Consider the following 12,714-nt stretch of genomic DNA (forward strand, 5'->3'; position numbering starts at 1 on the left):
AGGCTCCTTGGTCGGGGTGTTCGTGATGGCTCATCTTTTCATCTGTTTCAGATGCTCGCGTGCCGCTCGGCGAGTCCGATCAGGGTGCGGGTGATCGCGCCGGTGCCGCCCTTGGGGACGTATCCGTACGGCTCGCCCTTGTTGAACGCGGGTCCTGCCATGTCGATGTGGGCCCAGCGGACGCCGTCCGGCACGAACTCCTTGAGGAAGATGCCGGCGGTCAGCATGCCGCCGAAGCGCTCGGGGTGGAGGTTGGCGATGTCGGCGATCGGGGAGTCGAGGCCCTTGCGCAGCTCCTCGGGCAGCGGCATGCCCCAGGCGTTTTCGCCGGCGGCGCCGGCGGCCTCGACGACCAGCTCCCTGATGGCGTCGTCGTTGGCCATGACGCCGGCCGTGCGCCAGCCGAGCGCGACGATCTGCGCGCCGGTGAGGGTGGCGACGTCCACGATGAGGTCGGGGTTGTCCTCGGCGGCGCGGGCGATGCCGTCCATCAGCACCAGGCGGCCCTCGGCGTCGGTGTCGAGCACCTCGACGGTCTTGCCGCTGTAGCTGTGGAGGACGTCGGAGGGGCGCTGCGCGGTGCCGCTCGGCAGGTTCTCGGCCAGGCAGAGGTAGCCGACGGCGTTGACCGGCAGGCCGAGGCGGGCGATGCCGACCAGCGCGCCGAACACCGCGCCCGCGCCGCCCATGTCGGACTTCATCCAGTCCATGGCCGCGGACGGCTTGAGCGACAGGCCGCCCGAGTCGAAGGTGATGCCCTTGCCGACGTACGCGAGGGTCTTGGTGGCCTCGGGGTGGGTGTAGGACAGGCGGACCAGCCGCGGCGGGTTGACCGAGCCCTGGCCGACGCCGATGAGGCCGCCGTAGCCGCCGTCGCGCAGCTGCTTGTCGTCGAGCACCTCGACGCTCAGCCCCGCCTCGCCGCCCACCTGCTCGGCGATCTCGGCGAACTTGGCCGGCCACAGGTCGGAGGGCGGCGTGTTGACCAGGTCGCGGACGAGCGTGACGGACGCGGCCAGCACCTGCGCGCGCCCAGTGGCGGACTCGGCGGCGGACTCGGGCTGGTCGGAGAGCACGGTCAGCTCCGCAACGGGCTCCTTCTGGTCGCCGGTGGTGCGGTAGCGGCCGAAGGAGTAGGCGCCGAGCAGGCCGCCGAGGGTGACGGCCTCGGCCTCCTCGGGCGTGCCCGCGGGCAGCGCGAGCGCGGCGCGGGCGGTGCCGGCCAGCGAGCGTACGGCGGCGCCCGCGGCCCTGCGCAGGGCCTCGGCGTCGTAGGAGTCGCCGAGGCCGACCGCGACCAGCAGCGGGGCGGTGACGGCGCCGAAGGTGGGCAGCTTGGCCAGCTCACCGCTCTTGCCGGAGAAGGCGACCGCGCCGAGCGAGGCGGCCAGCTTGCCGCCGAAGGCCGCGTCGAGGGATTCGGCGCCCGGGACGGGGGCCGGTCCGTCCTGGCCCGCCGTGAAGCCGACGATCAACGCGTCGGTGTCGAAAGAGACGGGATCTGCTGAGTTCAGCCGCACAGTGGTCACGTAAACCGATGCTATCCACGTCTTCTGGCTACTCACAAACAGGGGTTCATCCTACAAATCAGTGGCGGACGCCGGTTTCTGAGACATGGTGCTAGTCTCATTAGCATCATGTTGCTGACGCTCGACCTCAATGACGCCCGGCCCCTGCACGAGCAGGTCGCCGGCGCCATCCGCCGCGCCATCGGGGACGGCTCCTACGTCCCCGGTGATCGGCTGCCGCCCGCCAGGGACCTCGCCCAGGCGCTCGGCATCAACCCCAACACCGTGCTGCGCGCGCTGCGCGACCTGCGCGACGAGGGCCTGCTGGAGTTCCGGCGCGGCCGGGGCGTCAGCGTCGCGGGACCGGCCAGCGAGCAGGTCGCGGGCCGCGCCCTGCTCGTCCAGCGCGCCAGAGAGCTGCTGGAGGAGGCCCGGAGATACGGCTACGGCCGTGACGACCTCATCACGATCCTGGAGGAGCTCCCATGAACCCCCGAGTGACGGCGCGAGCGACGGCGGCGGCCTGGGGCCTGCTCGTGACCGCCGCGCAAATAGGGCTGCCCCTCGCACTGCGTGACCGGCTGCCCGACCCCATGGCCTCGCACTGGGGCGCCGGCGACCGGCCCGACGGCTCGCAGTCCTTCACCGCCTACGTGCTCACGGTGACCCTGCTCTGGGTGGTGCCCTGGATCGTGGCGCTGGTCACGGCGTTCGGCGGGCGGACGCTGACCCGCAGGCAGGGCCGCGTCGCCTGGTGGGGCGCGCTGTCCGGGCTGAGCGTGCTCGCCCTCGGCGTCAACCTCTCCGGCGTCCTCGCCAACCTCGACGTCACCGACTGGACGCAGGCCGAGCTCGGGGTCGTGCACCCGCTGCTGGTCGTCGCCGCCGCGCTCGCCGCCGCGGCGCTCGCGGGCTACCTGGGCAGGGGAGGGCCGGACGAGTCCCCGGACGAGCGCCGGGAGCCGCCGAGCCTGCGCCTGCGGCCTGGCCAGCGGGCCGTCTGGGTCGGTCACGTGTTCAACCCCTGGCTGGCCCTGATCACCGTGGCCGACACCGCCGTGCTCCTCGTGCTCGGCGCCCTCCAGCTGCTCGGCGTGGTCGACGGGAGCCTGATGGGGTCGGTCCTGCCCGGCCTGCTCATCGTCCTGGTGATCGGGCTGCTGACCACGCAGGCGTCAGTCCGGGTCAGCGGCGGCCAGGTCGTCATCGGCATCGGGCTGCTGCGGGTGCCGGCCCGCCGCATCCCGCTGTCGAAGATCGCCTCGGCCTGGTCGGAGGAGCGTCACCCCAGCCAGGTCGGCGGATGGGGGTTCCGCGGCCTGCCCGGCGGGGCCACCATCATGCTGCGCGGCGGCGAGTGCCTGGTCATCGGCTACCGGTCCGGCGGACAGCTGGCCGTCAGCGTCGACGACGCCGCGCGCGGCGCCTCCCTCATCAACGCCCTCATCGCGGAGCGGGTCGAATCATGAAAAAGCCTCTCATCGTCTTCCTTGTCCTCGCCTTCGGGCTCGCCTGGGCGGCGGCGCTGCCCGTCTGGCTCGGCGGCGGGCTCGGCTCGCCGCTGACCACCGTGGCGGCCACGCTGATGATGTTCACGCCCACCGTGGGCGTGCTCGGGGCGTGGGCGCTCACCCGCGCGCCGTTCCGCCAGTGGGCCAGGCAGACCGGGCTCACGCTCGGCGAGCGCAAGGGCCGCACCGGCCGGTACGTCCTCGGCGCCTGGATCGGGGTGCCCGTGCTGATCTTCGTGGCGCTGGGGCTCAGCGTCGCGGTCGGGCTCATGGCCCTGGACCTGGACGAGCTGGGCCTGCTGCGCGAGGTGTACGAGTCGCGCGGCGTGCCCGTCCCCGGCGACCTCGGGCAGATGTTCGCGCTGCAGTTCGTGCTCGGCGTGGTCGCCGGCCCCCTGCTGAACGCCATCCCCGCGCTCGGCGAGGAGTGGGGCTGGCGCGGCTGGCTGCTGCCCCGGCTCGTCGACGCGAACGGCGTCCTGCCCGGGCTGCTGCTGTCGGGCGTGATCTGGGGGCTCTGGCACGCGCCGCTCACCCTGCTCGGCTACAACTACCCGCGGCTCGGGTCGTGGGCGGCGCTGTTCTTCGTCGGGTTCTGCGTGCTGGCCGGGGTGCTGTTCGGCTGGCTGCGGCTGCGCACCGGGAGCGTGTGGCCCGCCGTGGTGGCCCACGGCTCGCTGAACGCCGTCGCCGCCAACGCCCTCCTGCTCGGCGACCCCGCCTCGCCGCCGAACGAGGTGCTGGCCGGGATCACCGGGCTCGTGGGGTGGGCGCTGCTCGCGGTGGTCGGCGCGGTGCTGCTCCGGTTCGCCCCGCCCCGCCGGTCCGTCCCGCCCGCGCCGCCCGCGCCTCAGGAGCCCGCGCCCACGGCCGAGCCCGCCGTCTGAGCCCGCTCGTCTGAGCCCGCTCGTCTCAGCCGGCTCTCTGGGCCCGCCGTCTGAGTCCGGCCGGCTGAGTCCGGCCGTCTCAGCTCGTCGTCTCAGCCCATGACGGCGTACGCCACCAGCGTCGCCGCCGTGGCGGTCTCCACCAGCGCGCCCAGGACGTCGCCGGTGATCCCGCCGAGGCGGCAGCGGGCCCGCCGGAGCAGCGCCAGGGCGGCCAGCAGGCCGGCGAGCAGGGCGATCGGCAGGGCGAGGAGCGCCGGCAGGCCCAGGCCGTATCCCGTGGTCCTGGCGGCCGTGATGATCCCGTCGGACGCCATCGCTCCGAGGTCCCACCCTGGGTCGGTCCCCGTGACGCTTTCGAGGTAGTCCGTCAGCCCTTTGAAGGACGACAGGCCGACCTCGGGGGCCCGCTCGTCCGCGCCGGTCAGCCACTCGGCGACGGCCGACGCCCACGTACGGGGCGCCCCGCCCCAGGTCCCGGCGTCGACGCTCAGCCCGAGGCCCGCGAAGGCGAGCAGCGCGGCCAGGGTGACGAGCCAGGGGGCGGCCGGGCGTACCGATCCGGCGACCGCCGCCCCCAGCCCCTCGGGCCGGGCGGCGGGCACCCTCGGCCGGCAGGCCCAGGTCAGCGCCAGCCGCCCCGCCACGCAGGCGGTCACCAGCGCCGCGTACCCCGCGCCCGTGCCCGCCAGCGCCGCCACCTCCGCGAGCAGCACGAGCAGCAGCGTCATCACACCGAACGGCCCGATGTCCGACTTTTTCATGATGCCGAGCGCCTGATCGGCGGGCTTGCCGCTGCCCAGGCCGTCGGCCAGGTCGGCCAGCCCGTCCAGGTGCAGGCCACGGGTCAGCAGCGCGAGCAGGCCGACCGCCAGGGCCGCGCCGAGCAGCGGGTGAACGGGCAGGAGCAGCGGCAGCCCGGCGACCGCGCCGAGCGCCAGCCCGATGAGCGGCGCCAGCGTCATCGCCTGCCCCGCGACCTGGCGGTCCACCCGTTCGACACGGACGGGGAAGACGCTGAGCGTGCCGACCGCGAACCGCAGTCCGTCCGTGAGGTGCCGCATGGCGGACGATCCTAGGGCCACTAGGGTGGCGGGATGCACGTGGTTGAACTCGAAGACGTAGCGGTCCGGGTCACCGGCAAGACGCTGCTGGACGGCGTGGACTGGCAGGTGGACTACGGCGACCACTGGGTGATCCTCGGCCCCAACGGCGCGGGCAAGACGACGCTGCTCTCGCTGGCCGCCGCCGTACGCCACCCCAGCGCGGGCACGGTCAAGGTGCTCGGCCACCGGCTCGGCCGGGTCGACCTGCGCGAGCTGCGCCGCCACCTCGGCCTGGTCGCGGCCAGCCAGCGGCTCGTCGACGAGGGGCTGATGGAGGAGGAGGGGGCGACCGCCCTCACCGTGGTGCTCACCGGCCACACGGGGACGAGCGCTCCTTTGTGGGACAAGTACGGCGACTCCGAGCGTGACCGGGCCCACCGGCTGCTCGCCGACCTGGGCTGCAAGGACCTCGCCGACCGGCCGTTCCGGGTGTGCTCCCAGGGGGAGCGGGCGCGGATCCGGGTGGCAAGGGCGCTCATGGCCGATCCGGCGGTGCTGCTGCTCGACGAGCCGTTCGCGGGGCTCGACCTGCCGGCCCGCGAGGACCTCATCACCGCCGTCGAGGACCTCGCCGCCACCCGGCCCGTGCTCACCACCATCACCGTCACCCACCACCTGGAGGAGGTGCCGGCGACGACCACGCACGCCATGCTCATGCGCGACGCCAGGGTGCTGGCCGCCGGGCCGGTGTCCGGCGTGCTCACGCCGGCCAACCTCTCCGAGTGCTTCGGCCGGCCCCTGCGCGTGGACCGGCTCGACGGCCGCTGGTACGCCCGAGCCCTCCGCCCCTGACGGGCCCTCTCACAGCTCCATGACGCGGCCGGCGACGACGAGGGCGACGTACTCCGACTCGGCGGCGAGCCGTTGGTTCAGCCGCCCGAGCGCGTCACGGAAGGCGCGCCCGCTGGCCGTGGCCGGCACCACGCCCATCCCCACCTCGTCCGACACGGCCACCACCGTCTGCGGCGCCTGCCGCCAGGCGGCCACCAGCTCGTCGCACCGCCGCAGCACCGGCGCCCGGTCGCCCTCCCACGCCCCGTGCTCGTCGAACACCGCCGCCAGCCACGTGCCGAGACCGTCGACGAGCAGCGGCGTGGTGGCTCCCGAGAGGGCCGCGACCAGGTCGGTGGTCTCGACGGTGTCCCAGTGCGCGGGCCGGCGCTCCCGATGGGCCCGTACGCGGGCCGCCCACTCGCCGTCCCCCGCGCCGCCGGGGCCGGTGGCGACGTAGGTCACGTACGGCTCGGCCGCCATCCGCAGCTCGGCCTCGGCCGACTTGCCCGAACGCGACCCGCCCAGCAGCAACGCCCGCCGCCGCACGCAGTGGCCGGCTCCCGTCGCGGGCGTCCGCAGCACGGTCCCGTCCGGCACGGACAGGGCGCCCCACAGGCGCAGCCGCCTGTCCAGCTCCGCCTCCGAGCGGACCCGGTGGTCGAGACCGACGGCCACCGCCGCGACCCCCGGATGCGTACGCCGCAGCCGCCCGAGGCGCTCCGGCCGGTCGAGCAGGTCGATGAGGACCAGGTCGAGCCGGTCGGGCAGGTCGGCGGGCGGCTCCCGCCCCGGGGGCACGCACAGCAGCGTCCCGCCGTCCGGGCCGGTCAGCCCGAGCCCGCCGCCCCAGGCGCGGTAGCCGGGCGGCACGTCGGCGAAGGGGAAGGGGACACGCCCGTCCACCAGCACCTCGAACGGACGGCGACGACCGGCGGGCAACCCGTCGGGGGAGAGGCAGGAGACGCAGCGGCAGCCGGGCTCGGGCCGGCCCGCCGTGCCGGAGAGAAGCACTTCCACCGCGCCGAGCGTACAGAGAGCCCGCACGGCGCCGCCCGCTGCGGGCGGTCGTTCACGGGTAGGGTTCGATTGCCGTCGGAAGGCGCGCCGGCGAACCCGCGGAGAAGGAGCGTGTGGCATGACATGGCGGTGGCGTTACGAGAACGCGAGTGGTGCTGAGGTGACGGACCGCCCTTTGCCGCGAGAGGTCTTCCCCAGCCAGGCGGACGCGGAGTCCTGGCTCGGCGAGAACTGGCGTGAGCTGCTCGAATCGGGCGTCGAACAGGTGGCCCTGCTCGAGGAGGACCGCGTCGAGTACGCGGGGTTGTCGTTGCGCCAGGAGTGACGTTCCGGACTGAAGAAAAACCCCTTGGGCCAGGTCGCGGCCCAAGGGGTTCTTGCTGTGTCTAGCGTCTGACGGGGGTCACGCCCGGGGACGGGGGCTCGTGGTCTTGGCGGGGTCGCGTTCGACGATCGGGCCGAGCGCGTCGTCGATGCGCCGCAGCACGTCCTGGTCCAGCTTGACGCCCGCCGCCTTGACGTTGTCGCGCACCTGCTCGGGACGGCTCGCGCCGACGATCGCGCTGGAGACGTTGGGGTTCTGCAGCACCCAGGCGATCGCCAGCTGCGCCATGCTGAGACCGAGGTCGGCGGCGATCGGCTTGAGCTCCTGCACCCGGGTCAGCACGTCGTCGTTCATGAACCGGGCGATCATCGCGCTGCCGCCCGCGGCGTCGGTGGCCCTGGAGCCCTCCGGCGGCTGCTGGCCGGGCAGGTACTTCCCGGTCAGCACGCCCTGGGCAATCGGCGACCAGACGATCTGGCCCACGCCCTCCTTCTCGCTCAGCGGCACGATCTCGCTCTCGATGACCCGCCAGAGCATCGAGTACTGCGGCTGGTTGGAGACGATGCGGTCGAAGCCCATCTCGTCGGCGATCTTCAGCGCCTGGGCGATCTGGTCGGCGGTCCACTCGCTGACGCCGACGTAGAGCACCTTGCCCTGGCGGACGAGGTCGTCGAACGTCTTCAGCGTCTCCTCGAGCGGCGTCTCGTGGTCGAAGCGGTGCGCCTGGTAGAGGTCGACGTAGTCCGTCTGGAGGCGGCGCAGGGAGGCGTTGATGGACTCGGTGATGTGCTTGCGGGACAGGCCGCGGTCGTTCTGGCCGGGGCCGGTCGGCCAGTAGACCTTGGTGAAGATCTCCAGCGACTCCCTGCGCACGCCCTTCAACGCCCGGCCGAGCACTTCCTCCGCCTTGGTGCCGGCGTAGACGTCCGCGGTGTCGAACGTGGTGATGCCCTCGTCGAGAGCCGCCTGCACGCACTGCTTGGCGGCGTCCTCCTCGACCTGGGAGCCGTGCGTGAGCCAGTTGCCGTAGCTGATCTCGCTGACCTTGAGACCGCTGCGACCGAGGTGTCGGAATTCCATAGGTCCGACCTTAATCCCGGCACATGGGGTGATCGGTTTCGGGATAGGGTGCGCGACGTGCTGAAGCTCGTACGGCTGGCGCTGACGGCGGCCGTCCTGACCGCGATCGCGATCCGGCTGCGCCGCCGGGCCCGCCTGCCCGAGCGGCGTACGGAGCCTGCGCGTACGCCCCTGGACGGGTCCGTGAGCAGCGCGCGGATGGGATGGGTCTGGGCGGGGATCGCGGCGCTCGTGGCGCTGGTCCTGACCCTCGCCCTGATCCCCCGGGAGACCCTGGGCGTCGCCTCGGCCTCGCCCGCCCCTCTCGCGGGCGCGACCGCCGCGCAGGGGACGCCCGGCGTCGCCGTGCCCACGGAGACCTCTGGACCGCTCCGGCCCGCCACAACTCCGCAGGCGACGCAGCCCGCGGCGACGCAGCCCGCGGCGACGCAGCCCGCGGCGACGCAGCCCGCGGTCCCGCCTCCCGCGGTCACGCCGGCGCCGCAGGAGGGCGGGAGCGCCTGCGCGCCCGTCTCCCGTCCGGTGGCGGTGCGGCCGATCGACCCCGCCGTGCGGCGGGCCGTGAACCGGCAGTGGCGGCGCGTCGAGCGCTGGCTCAGGGCGAACGCCCCCCGGACCTACCGCACGCTGGCCGGCCCCGGCCGGGCCCGTACGATCGCCGTCGCCGAGGCCCAGATGGGCGTGGACTTCCCCGACGACCTGCGCGCCTCACTCCTGCGTCACAACGGGTCGCGGGGCAGGTGGGCGTTCGGGCTCGGGTTCTGGGCGGACGGGTCCGCCAACCTCGGCACCCGGCAGATCAGGGACTCGTGGCGGCTCCTGTGCGGCCGGCACTCGCCGGACGGCTGGGAGGGCACGTGGATACCCTTCCTCGCCACAACCGGCCCCGCCGGGTCCGCGCCGTCGTACGCCGTCGCCGACGCCACAGGCGGCGGGCTGCTCTGGGAGGGCGCGGACGGCGGCATGGCCCCGCGCATGCCGTCCTACTACGCGCTGGTGCGAGCCGTCGCCGACGCTTTGGAACAGGGCACGCCGCTGGACGGCCGGCGGCCGGTCGTGGTCCGCGGCGTCCTGCGCTGGCAGGCGGAGAACCCGCCGAGCGGCTGACGCCTGATCGAGATGGCCTCCCGCCGAGGGCCGCGCCCCCCACGAGGAGCCCCCGGGCTCCTCGTGCGCGGTCCCCGTACGGGGATCTCTAACGCTTCGGGGGGACCGGCTTGCCGCCGGGCGCCACCGTGGGCGGCGGGAAGCGCAGCTTGCGGATCTGCAGCGCCCGCATGGCCGCGTAGAAGCCCACGCCCTTGACGCTCTCGTCCGGCAGCTTGCTCGCCACCTCCCGCTTCACCTTCCACGCGACGTAGACGCCGGTGACCACCACGCCGATCATCATGATCGGCCAGCCGACGGCGATCACGATGTTGAGCACCGCCGCGCGGATCTCGACGGGCCACGGCACCCAGGTGGCCAGCAGGATCAGTAGCGAGAACGGCAGGAAATACTGGCTCGGCAGCCGCCGCGAGTCGACCCAGTCACGCGCGAACTTGCGCGCCGGGCCCTTGTCCCTGGCCGGGAGATAGCGCTCGTCACCAGCGAGCATGCCCTTGCGGGCGCGCTCGCGCTCGGCGGCCTGCTTGGCCCGCATCTGCCGGTAGGCCTCTTTGCGATCCTTCGGCGCGTGCACGGGCTGGCGCCGGCGGCTCTCCTGATCGCGGCGCTTGGGTGTGGGACGACCTTTACCCTGGGGCTTAGGATCGTCAACGGGGACGGGGGTGTCGTCCACTGAGGTCTGGGAACGGCGTCGCAACACGACGTCAACCCTACCTGGACTGCAACTTAGTGACGCCCCCGTGCGTTATGCGTAGGGTAATCCCAAGGCGGCTGCGCTGCATTGGGTGAACACCAGCACGACCTAGAAGGGGACGGCCGACGCGCATGAGCGTGATGAAGAGACTTTCGATGATCTTCAAGTCCAAGGCCAACAAGGCCTTGGACAAGATGGAGGATCCGCGCGAGACCCTTGACTACTCCTACCAGCGGCAACTGGAGCTGCTGCAGAAGGTGCGCAGGGGTGTGGCCGACGTGGCCACGTCGCGCAAGCGGGTGGAGCTGCAGCTCAACGGTCTTGAGCAGTCCGCCAGGAAGCTTGAGGAGCAGGGGCGCAAGGCGCTGTCGGTCGGGCGCGAGGACCTCGCGCGCGAGGCGCTGCAGCGGCGTTCCGGCATCCAGAGCCAGATGGCCGACCTCAAGGTCCAGCACGACAACCTGCAGGCCGAGGAGGAGAAGCTGACCACGGCTTCCCAGCGCCTGCAGGCCAAGGTGGACGCCTTCCGCACGAAGAAGGAGACCATCAAGGCCACCTACACCGCCGCCGAGGCGCAGACGCGCATCAACGAGGCGTTCTCCGGCATCTCCGAGGAGATGGGCGACGTCGGCCTGGCGATCCAGCGCGCCGAGGACAAGACGGCGCAGATGCAGGCCCGCGCGGGCGCGATCGACGAGCTGCTGGCCAGCGGCGCGCTCGACGACGTCACGGGCAGCCGCGGCGACGACATCCAGGCCGAGCTCGACCGCATGGGCGGCGGCATGGACGTCGAGCTGGAGCTGGCCAGGATGAAGGCCGAGCTCGGCCAGGGCCCGGCCCCGCAGTCCGCGATCGAGCAGGGCCAGCCGCAGCAGCAGGCCCAGCCGCACCAGCAGGGCCAGCCACATCAGCAGGGTCAGACCCAGCACCTGCGTCAGCCCGGGGAGAACGCATGATCGTCAGAATCATGGGCGAGGGTCAGACCGAGATCTCGCCCGACGACATCGCCGTGCTCAACGAGCTCGACAGCGAGCTCGAAGCCGCCATCGAGACCGGCGACGAGAAGGCGTTCCGCGTCAAGCTGCACGCGCTGCTCGACAAGGTGCGCGCTGTGGGCAAGTCCCTGCCGGACGACAGCCTTGAGCCGTCAGAGCTGATCCTTCCCCCCGCGGACGCTTCGATCGAAGAGGTCCGGGAGATGCTGGGCGACCAGGGCCTCATTCCGGGCTGAGCACCGTGCGCACGCGTTTCGCGCCCGACAGCGGCCTCACCCGCCGGATGGTCGTGACGATGTTCCTGCTCGGGTTGCTCTACGTGGTGTTCGTCGGCGTCCTGATCGCCCTCGGCGTCCGGGCGCTGACCGTGCTGGTGGTGGCCGGCCTCCTGCTGCTGGCGCAGTACTTCCTGTCCGACCGCATCGCCCTGTTCGCGATGCACGGGCGGGAGGTCTCGCCGGAGGAGGCCCCCGAACTGCACGGCATGATCGACCGGCTGTGCGCGCTGGCCGACATGCCCAAGCCGCGGGTGGCGATCGCGGATTCCGATGTCCCCAACGCCTTCGCCACCGGCCGCAACCAGAAGAACGCGGTCGTCTGCGTGACGACCGGCATCCTGCGGCGCCTGGAGCCGCGGGAGCTCGAAGGGGTGCTCGCGCACGAGTTGTCGCACGTCGCGCACCGCGACGTGGCGGTGATGACGATCGCGTCGTTCCTCGGCCTGGTGGCCGGCCTCATGACCCGCTTCGCGCTCTACAGCGGGCTCGGCGGCCGGCGCAACAACGGCCAGGGCGGCGTCCCGGTCGGCGCGATCATCCTGCTCGTCTCGGTCCTCGTGTACGCCGTCAGCTTCCTGCTCACCCGCGCCCTGTCGCGCTACCGTGAGCTGGCCGCCGACCGCGCGGGCGCGCTGCTCACGCAGCGCCCGTCCGAGCTGGCCAGCGCGCTGACGAAGATCAGTGGCGAGATGGCCAGGATCCCGACCCGCGACCTGCGCGAGGCGTCGGCGTTCAACGCCTTCTACTTCGCCCCGGCGCTGTCCGGGGGTCAGTCGATCGCGGCCCTGTTCTCCACCCACCCATCGCTGGAGCGCCGGCTGCAGCAGCTCGCCGGCATCTCCGCGCAGCTCGGAAGGGGTTGAGCCACATGGGCTGGCTCGATGCGCTGCTCGGCCGGTCGAAGCCGGCCAAGCCCGACCTCGACGCGCTGTTCGCGCTGCCGTCGGCGGCCGTGACGCTCCAGGCCGCGACGGGCCTCGCGCCCACCGGCCTCGGCTCGGTGGCCTTCCGCGCGGCCGAGGGCGGCGCCTTCGCCACGCTCGAACGTGACGTCAAGGCGCTGCTCGGCGACCGCGTGGTGCAGAGCGACGACGGTTACGGCTACACGTGGCTGCTGGTCAGCCGGCCGCCGGAGGCGGTCGCCGACCTGGTCACCGAGTTGCACGCGGTCAACTCCTCGCTGGAGGGCGCCGGGTTCGGCGCGTCGCTGCTGTGCTCGCTGGTGTCCTTCGCCGATCCCGAGGGGCGCCGGGTCGCCGTGGTCTACCTCTACAAGCGCGGAACGTTCTACCCGTTCGCGCCGCTGCCCGGTCAGAAGCGCGACAACGCGCTCGAACTCCAGGTCAGAGGGGTGCTGGACGGCGAGCTGCCGCTTGAGTCCGATCTCGGTAGATGGTTCCCGGTATGGGGTGCTCCAGGGGTGTAATGACCC

The 12,714-nt window shown here is 72.8% G+C and carries 15 protein-coding genes; 10 read left to right on the forward strand and 5 right to left on the reverse strand.

Translation table 11 applies throughout. The features are described 5' to 3' along the window. Positions 1-47: 47 nt before the first annotated feature. Complete coding sequence (locus AC27IY_RS25195; protein ID WP_423472455.1) at positions 48-1,529, reverse strand: leucyl aminopeptidase; 1,482 nt, start codon at positions 1,527-1,529, stop codon at positions 48-50. A 108-nt stretch (positions 1,530-1,637) separates the two neighbouring features. Between AC27IY_RS25195 and AC27IY_RS25200 the strand changes: the two genes are divergently transcribed. The 3 genes from AC27IY_RS25200 to AC27IY_RS25210 are packed head-to-tail and all read left to right on the forward strand — an operon-like array spanning position 1,638 to position 3,906. Beyond that, positions 1,638-1,997: a GntR family transcriptional regulator gene (locus AC27IY_RS25200; RefSeq protein WP_344214576.1), complete on the forward strand. Its 360-nt coding sequence runs from the start codon at positions 1,638-1,640 to the stop codon at positions 1,995-1,997. After that, positions 1,994-2,977: an SdpI family protein gene (locus tag AC27IY_RS25205; RefSeq protein WP_487179357.1), complete on the forward strand. Its 984-nt coding sequence runs from the start codon at positions 1,994-1,996 to the stop codon at positions 2,975-2,977. Before AC27IY_RS25200 ends, AC27IY_RS25205 begins: the two co-directional genes overlap by 4 nt. Further along, on the forward strand, positions 2,974-3,906 hold the full coding sequence (locus AC27IY_RS25210) for a CPBP family intramembrane glutamic endopeptidase (protein WP_487179358.1): 933 nt from the start codon (positions 2,974-2,976) through the stop codon (positions 3,904-3,906). Before AC27IY_RS25205 ends, AC27IY_RS25210 begins: the two co-directional genes overlap by 4 nt. A gap of 92 nt (positions 3,907-3,998) precedes the next feature. Here the strand turns inward: AC27IY_RS25210 and AC27IY_RS25215 are convergent, their stop codons facing one another. Continuing rightward, entirely contained in the window at positions 3,999-4,970 is a 972-nt protein-coding gene (locus AC27IY_RS25215) for an adenosylcobinamide-GDP ribazoletransferase (RefSeq protein ID WP_487179359.1), read from the reverse strand. A gap of 33 nt (positions 4,971-5,003) precedes the next feature. On the opposite strand from AC27IY_RS25215, the gene AC27IY_RS25220 reads away from it, so the two are divergent. Continuing rightward, a complete protein-coding gene (locus tag AC27IY_RS25220) occupies positions 5,004-5,804 on the forward strand; it encodes an ABC transporter ATP-binding protein (RefSeq protein ID WP_487179360.1) in 801 nt (266 codons plus the stop codon). Positions 5,805-5,813: 9 nt separating this feature from the next. Here the strand turns inward: AC27IY_RS25220 and AC27IY_RS25225 are convergent, their stop codons facing one another. Beyond that, positions 5,814-6,803 carry a bifunctional adenosylcobinamide kinase/adenosylcobinamide-phosphate guanylyltransferase gene (locus AC27IY_RS25225; RefSeq protein ID WP_487179361.1) on the reverse strand — a complete coding sequence of 330 codons (990 nt, stop codon included), beginning with the start codon at positions 6,801-6,803 and terminating at the stop codon, positions 5,814-5,816. Between the two features lie 160 nt (positions 6,804-6,963). Here AC27IY_RS25225 and AC27IY_RS25230 point away from each other — a divergent pair, with 160 nt between their 5' ends. Further along, positions 6,964-7,128 carry a hypothetical protein gene (locus tag AC27IY_RS25230; protein WP_487179362.1) on the forward strand — a complete coding sequence of 55 codons (165 nt, stop codon included), beginning with the start codon at positions 6,964-6,966 and terminating at the stop codon, positions 7,126-7,128. Positions 7,129-7,206: 78 nt separating this feature from the next. On the opposite strand, the gene AC27IY_RS25235 is transcribed toward AC27IY_RS25230, so the two are convergent. Then, the gene (locus AC27IY_RS25235) at positions 7,207-8,208 is read right to left on the reverse strand and encodes an aldo/keto reductase family protein (protein WP_344214588.1); all 1,002 of its coding nucleotides are present in this window, start codon (positions 8,206-8,208) and stop codon (positions 7,207-7,209) included. Between the two features lie 57 nt (positions 8,209-8,265). Between AC27IY_RS25235 and AC27IY_RS25240 the strand changes: the two genes are divergently transcribed. After that, complete coding sequence (locus AC27IY_RS25240; RefSeq protein ID WP_487179363.1) at positions 8,266-9,315, forward strand: SMI1/KNR4 family protein; 1,050 nt, start codon at positions 8,266-8,268, stop codon at positions 9,313-9,315. 88 nt (positions 9,316-9,403) lie between these two features. Here AC27IY_RS25240 and AC27IY_RS25245 read toward each other — a convergent pair whose 3' ends face one another. Beyond that, positions 9,404-9,988, reverse strand: coding sequence for a DUF3043 domain-containing protein (locus AC27IY_RS25245; RefSeq protein ID WP_423472637.1), 585 nt, complete (start codon positions 9,986-9,988; stop codon positions 9,404-9,406). Positions 9,989-10,140: 152 nt separating this feature from the next. Here AC27IY_RS25245 and AC27IY_RS25250 point away from each other — a divergent pair, with 152 nt between their 5' ends. The 4 genes from AC27IY_RS25250 to pspAB are packed head-to-tail and all read left to right on the forward strand — an operon-like array spanning position 10,141 to position 12,708. After that, a complete protein-coding gene (locus tag AC27IY_RS25250) occupies positions 10,141-10,965 on the forward strand; it encodes a PspA/IM30 family protein (RefSeq protein WP_423452818.1) in 825 nt (274 codons plus the stop codon). Beyond that, positions 10,962-11,240, forward strand: coding sequence for a PspA-associated protein PspAA (gene pspAA / locus AC27IY_RS25255; RefSeq protein WP_344214594.1), 279 nt, complete (start codon positions 10,962-10,964; stop codon positions 11,238-11,240). Before AC27IY_RS25250 ends, pspAA begins: the two co-directional genes overlap by 4 nt. A 5-nt stretch (positions 11,241-11,245) precedes the next feature. Next, positions 11,246-12,145 carry a zinc metalloprotease HtpX gene (htpX, locus tag AC27IY_RS25260; RefSeq protein ID WP_344214596.1) on the forward strand — a complete coding sequence of 300 codons (900 nt, stop codon included), beginning with the start codon at positions 11,246-11,248 and terminating at the stop codon, positions 12,143-12,145. 5 nt (positions 12,146-12,150) lie between these two features. Continuing rightward, on the forward strand, positions 12,151-12,708 hold the full coding sequence (pspAB, locus tag AC27IY_RS25265) for a PspA-associated protein PspAB (RefSeq protein ID WP_364445715.1): 558 nt from the start codon (positions 12,151-12,153) through the stop codon (positions 12,706-12,708). Positions 12,709-12,714: the final 6 nt, after the last annotated feature.

The sequence above is a fragment of the Nonomuraea sp. B208 genome, assembly GCF_057536035.1.

Coding starts and splice junctions, on each gene's coding strand:
- AC27IY_RS25200 (WP_344214576.1), top strand. CDS start 1,638: ATGTTGCTGACGCTCGACCTCAATGACGCCCGGCCCCTGCACGAGCAG.
- AC27IY_RS25220 (WP_487179360.1), top strand. CDS start 5,004: ATGCACGTGGTTGAACTCGAAGACGTAGCGGTCCGGGTCACCGGCAAG.
- AC27IY_RS25215 (WP_487179359.1), bottom strand. CDS start 4,970: ATGCGGCACCTCACGGACGGACTGCGGTTCGCGGTCGGCACGCTCAGC.
- pspAB (WP_364445715.1), top strand. CDS start 12,151: ATGGGCTGGCTCGATGCGCTGCTCGGCCGGTCGAAGCCGGCCAAGCCC.
- AC27IY_RS25210 (WP_487179358.1), top strand. CDS start 2,974: ATGAAAAAGCCTCTCATCGTCTTCCTTGTCCTCGCCTTCGGGCTCGCC.
- pspAA (WP_344214594.1), top strand. CDS start 10,962: ATGATCGTCAGAATCATGGGCGAGGGTCAGACCGAGATCTCGCCCGAC.
- AC27IY_RS25250 (WP_423452818.1), top strand. CDS start 10,141: ATGAGCGTGATGAAGAGACTTTCGATGATCTTCAAGTCCAAGGCCAAC.
- AC27IY_RS25205 (WP_487179357.1), top strand. CDS start 1,994: ATGAACCCCCGAGTGACGGCGCGAGCGACGGCGGCGGCCTGGGGCCTG.
- AC27IY_RS25235 (WP_344214588.1), bottom strand. CDS start 8,208: ATGGAATTCCGACACCTCGGTCGCAGCGGTCTCAAGGTCAGCGAGATC.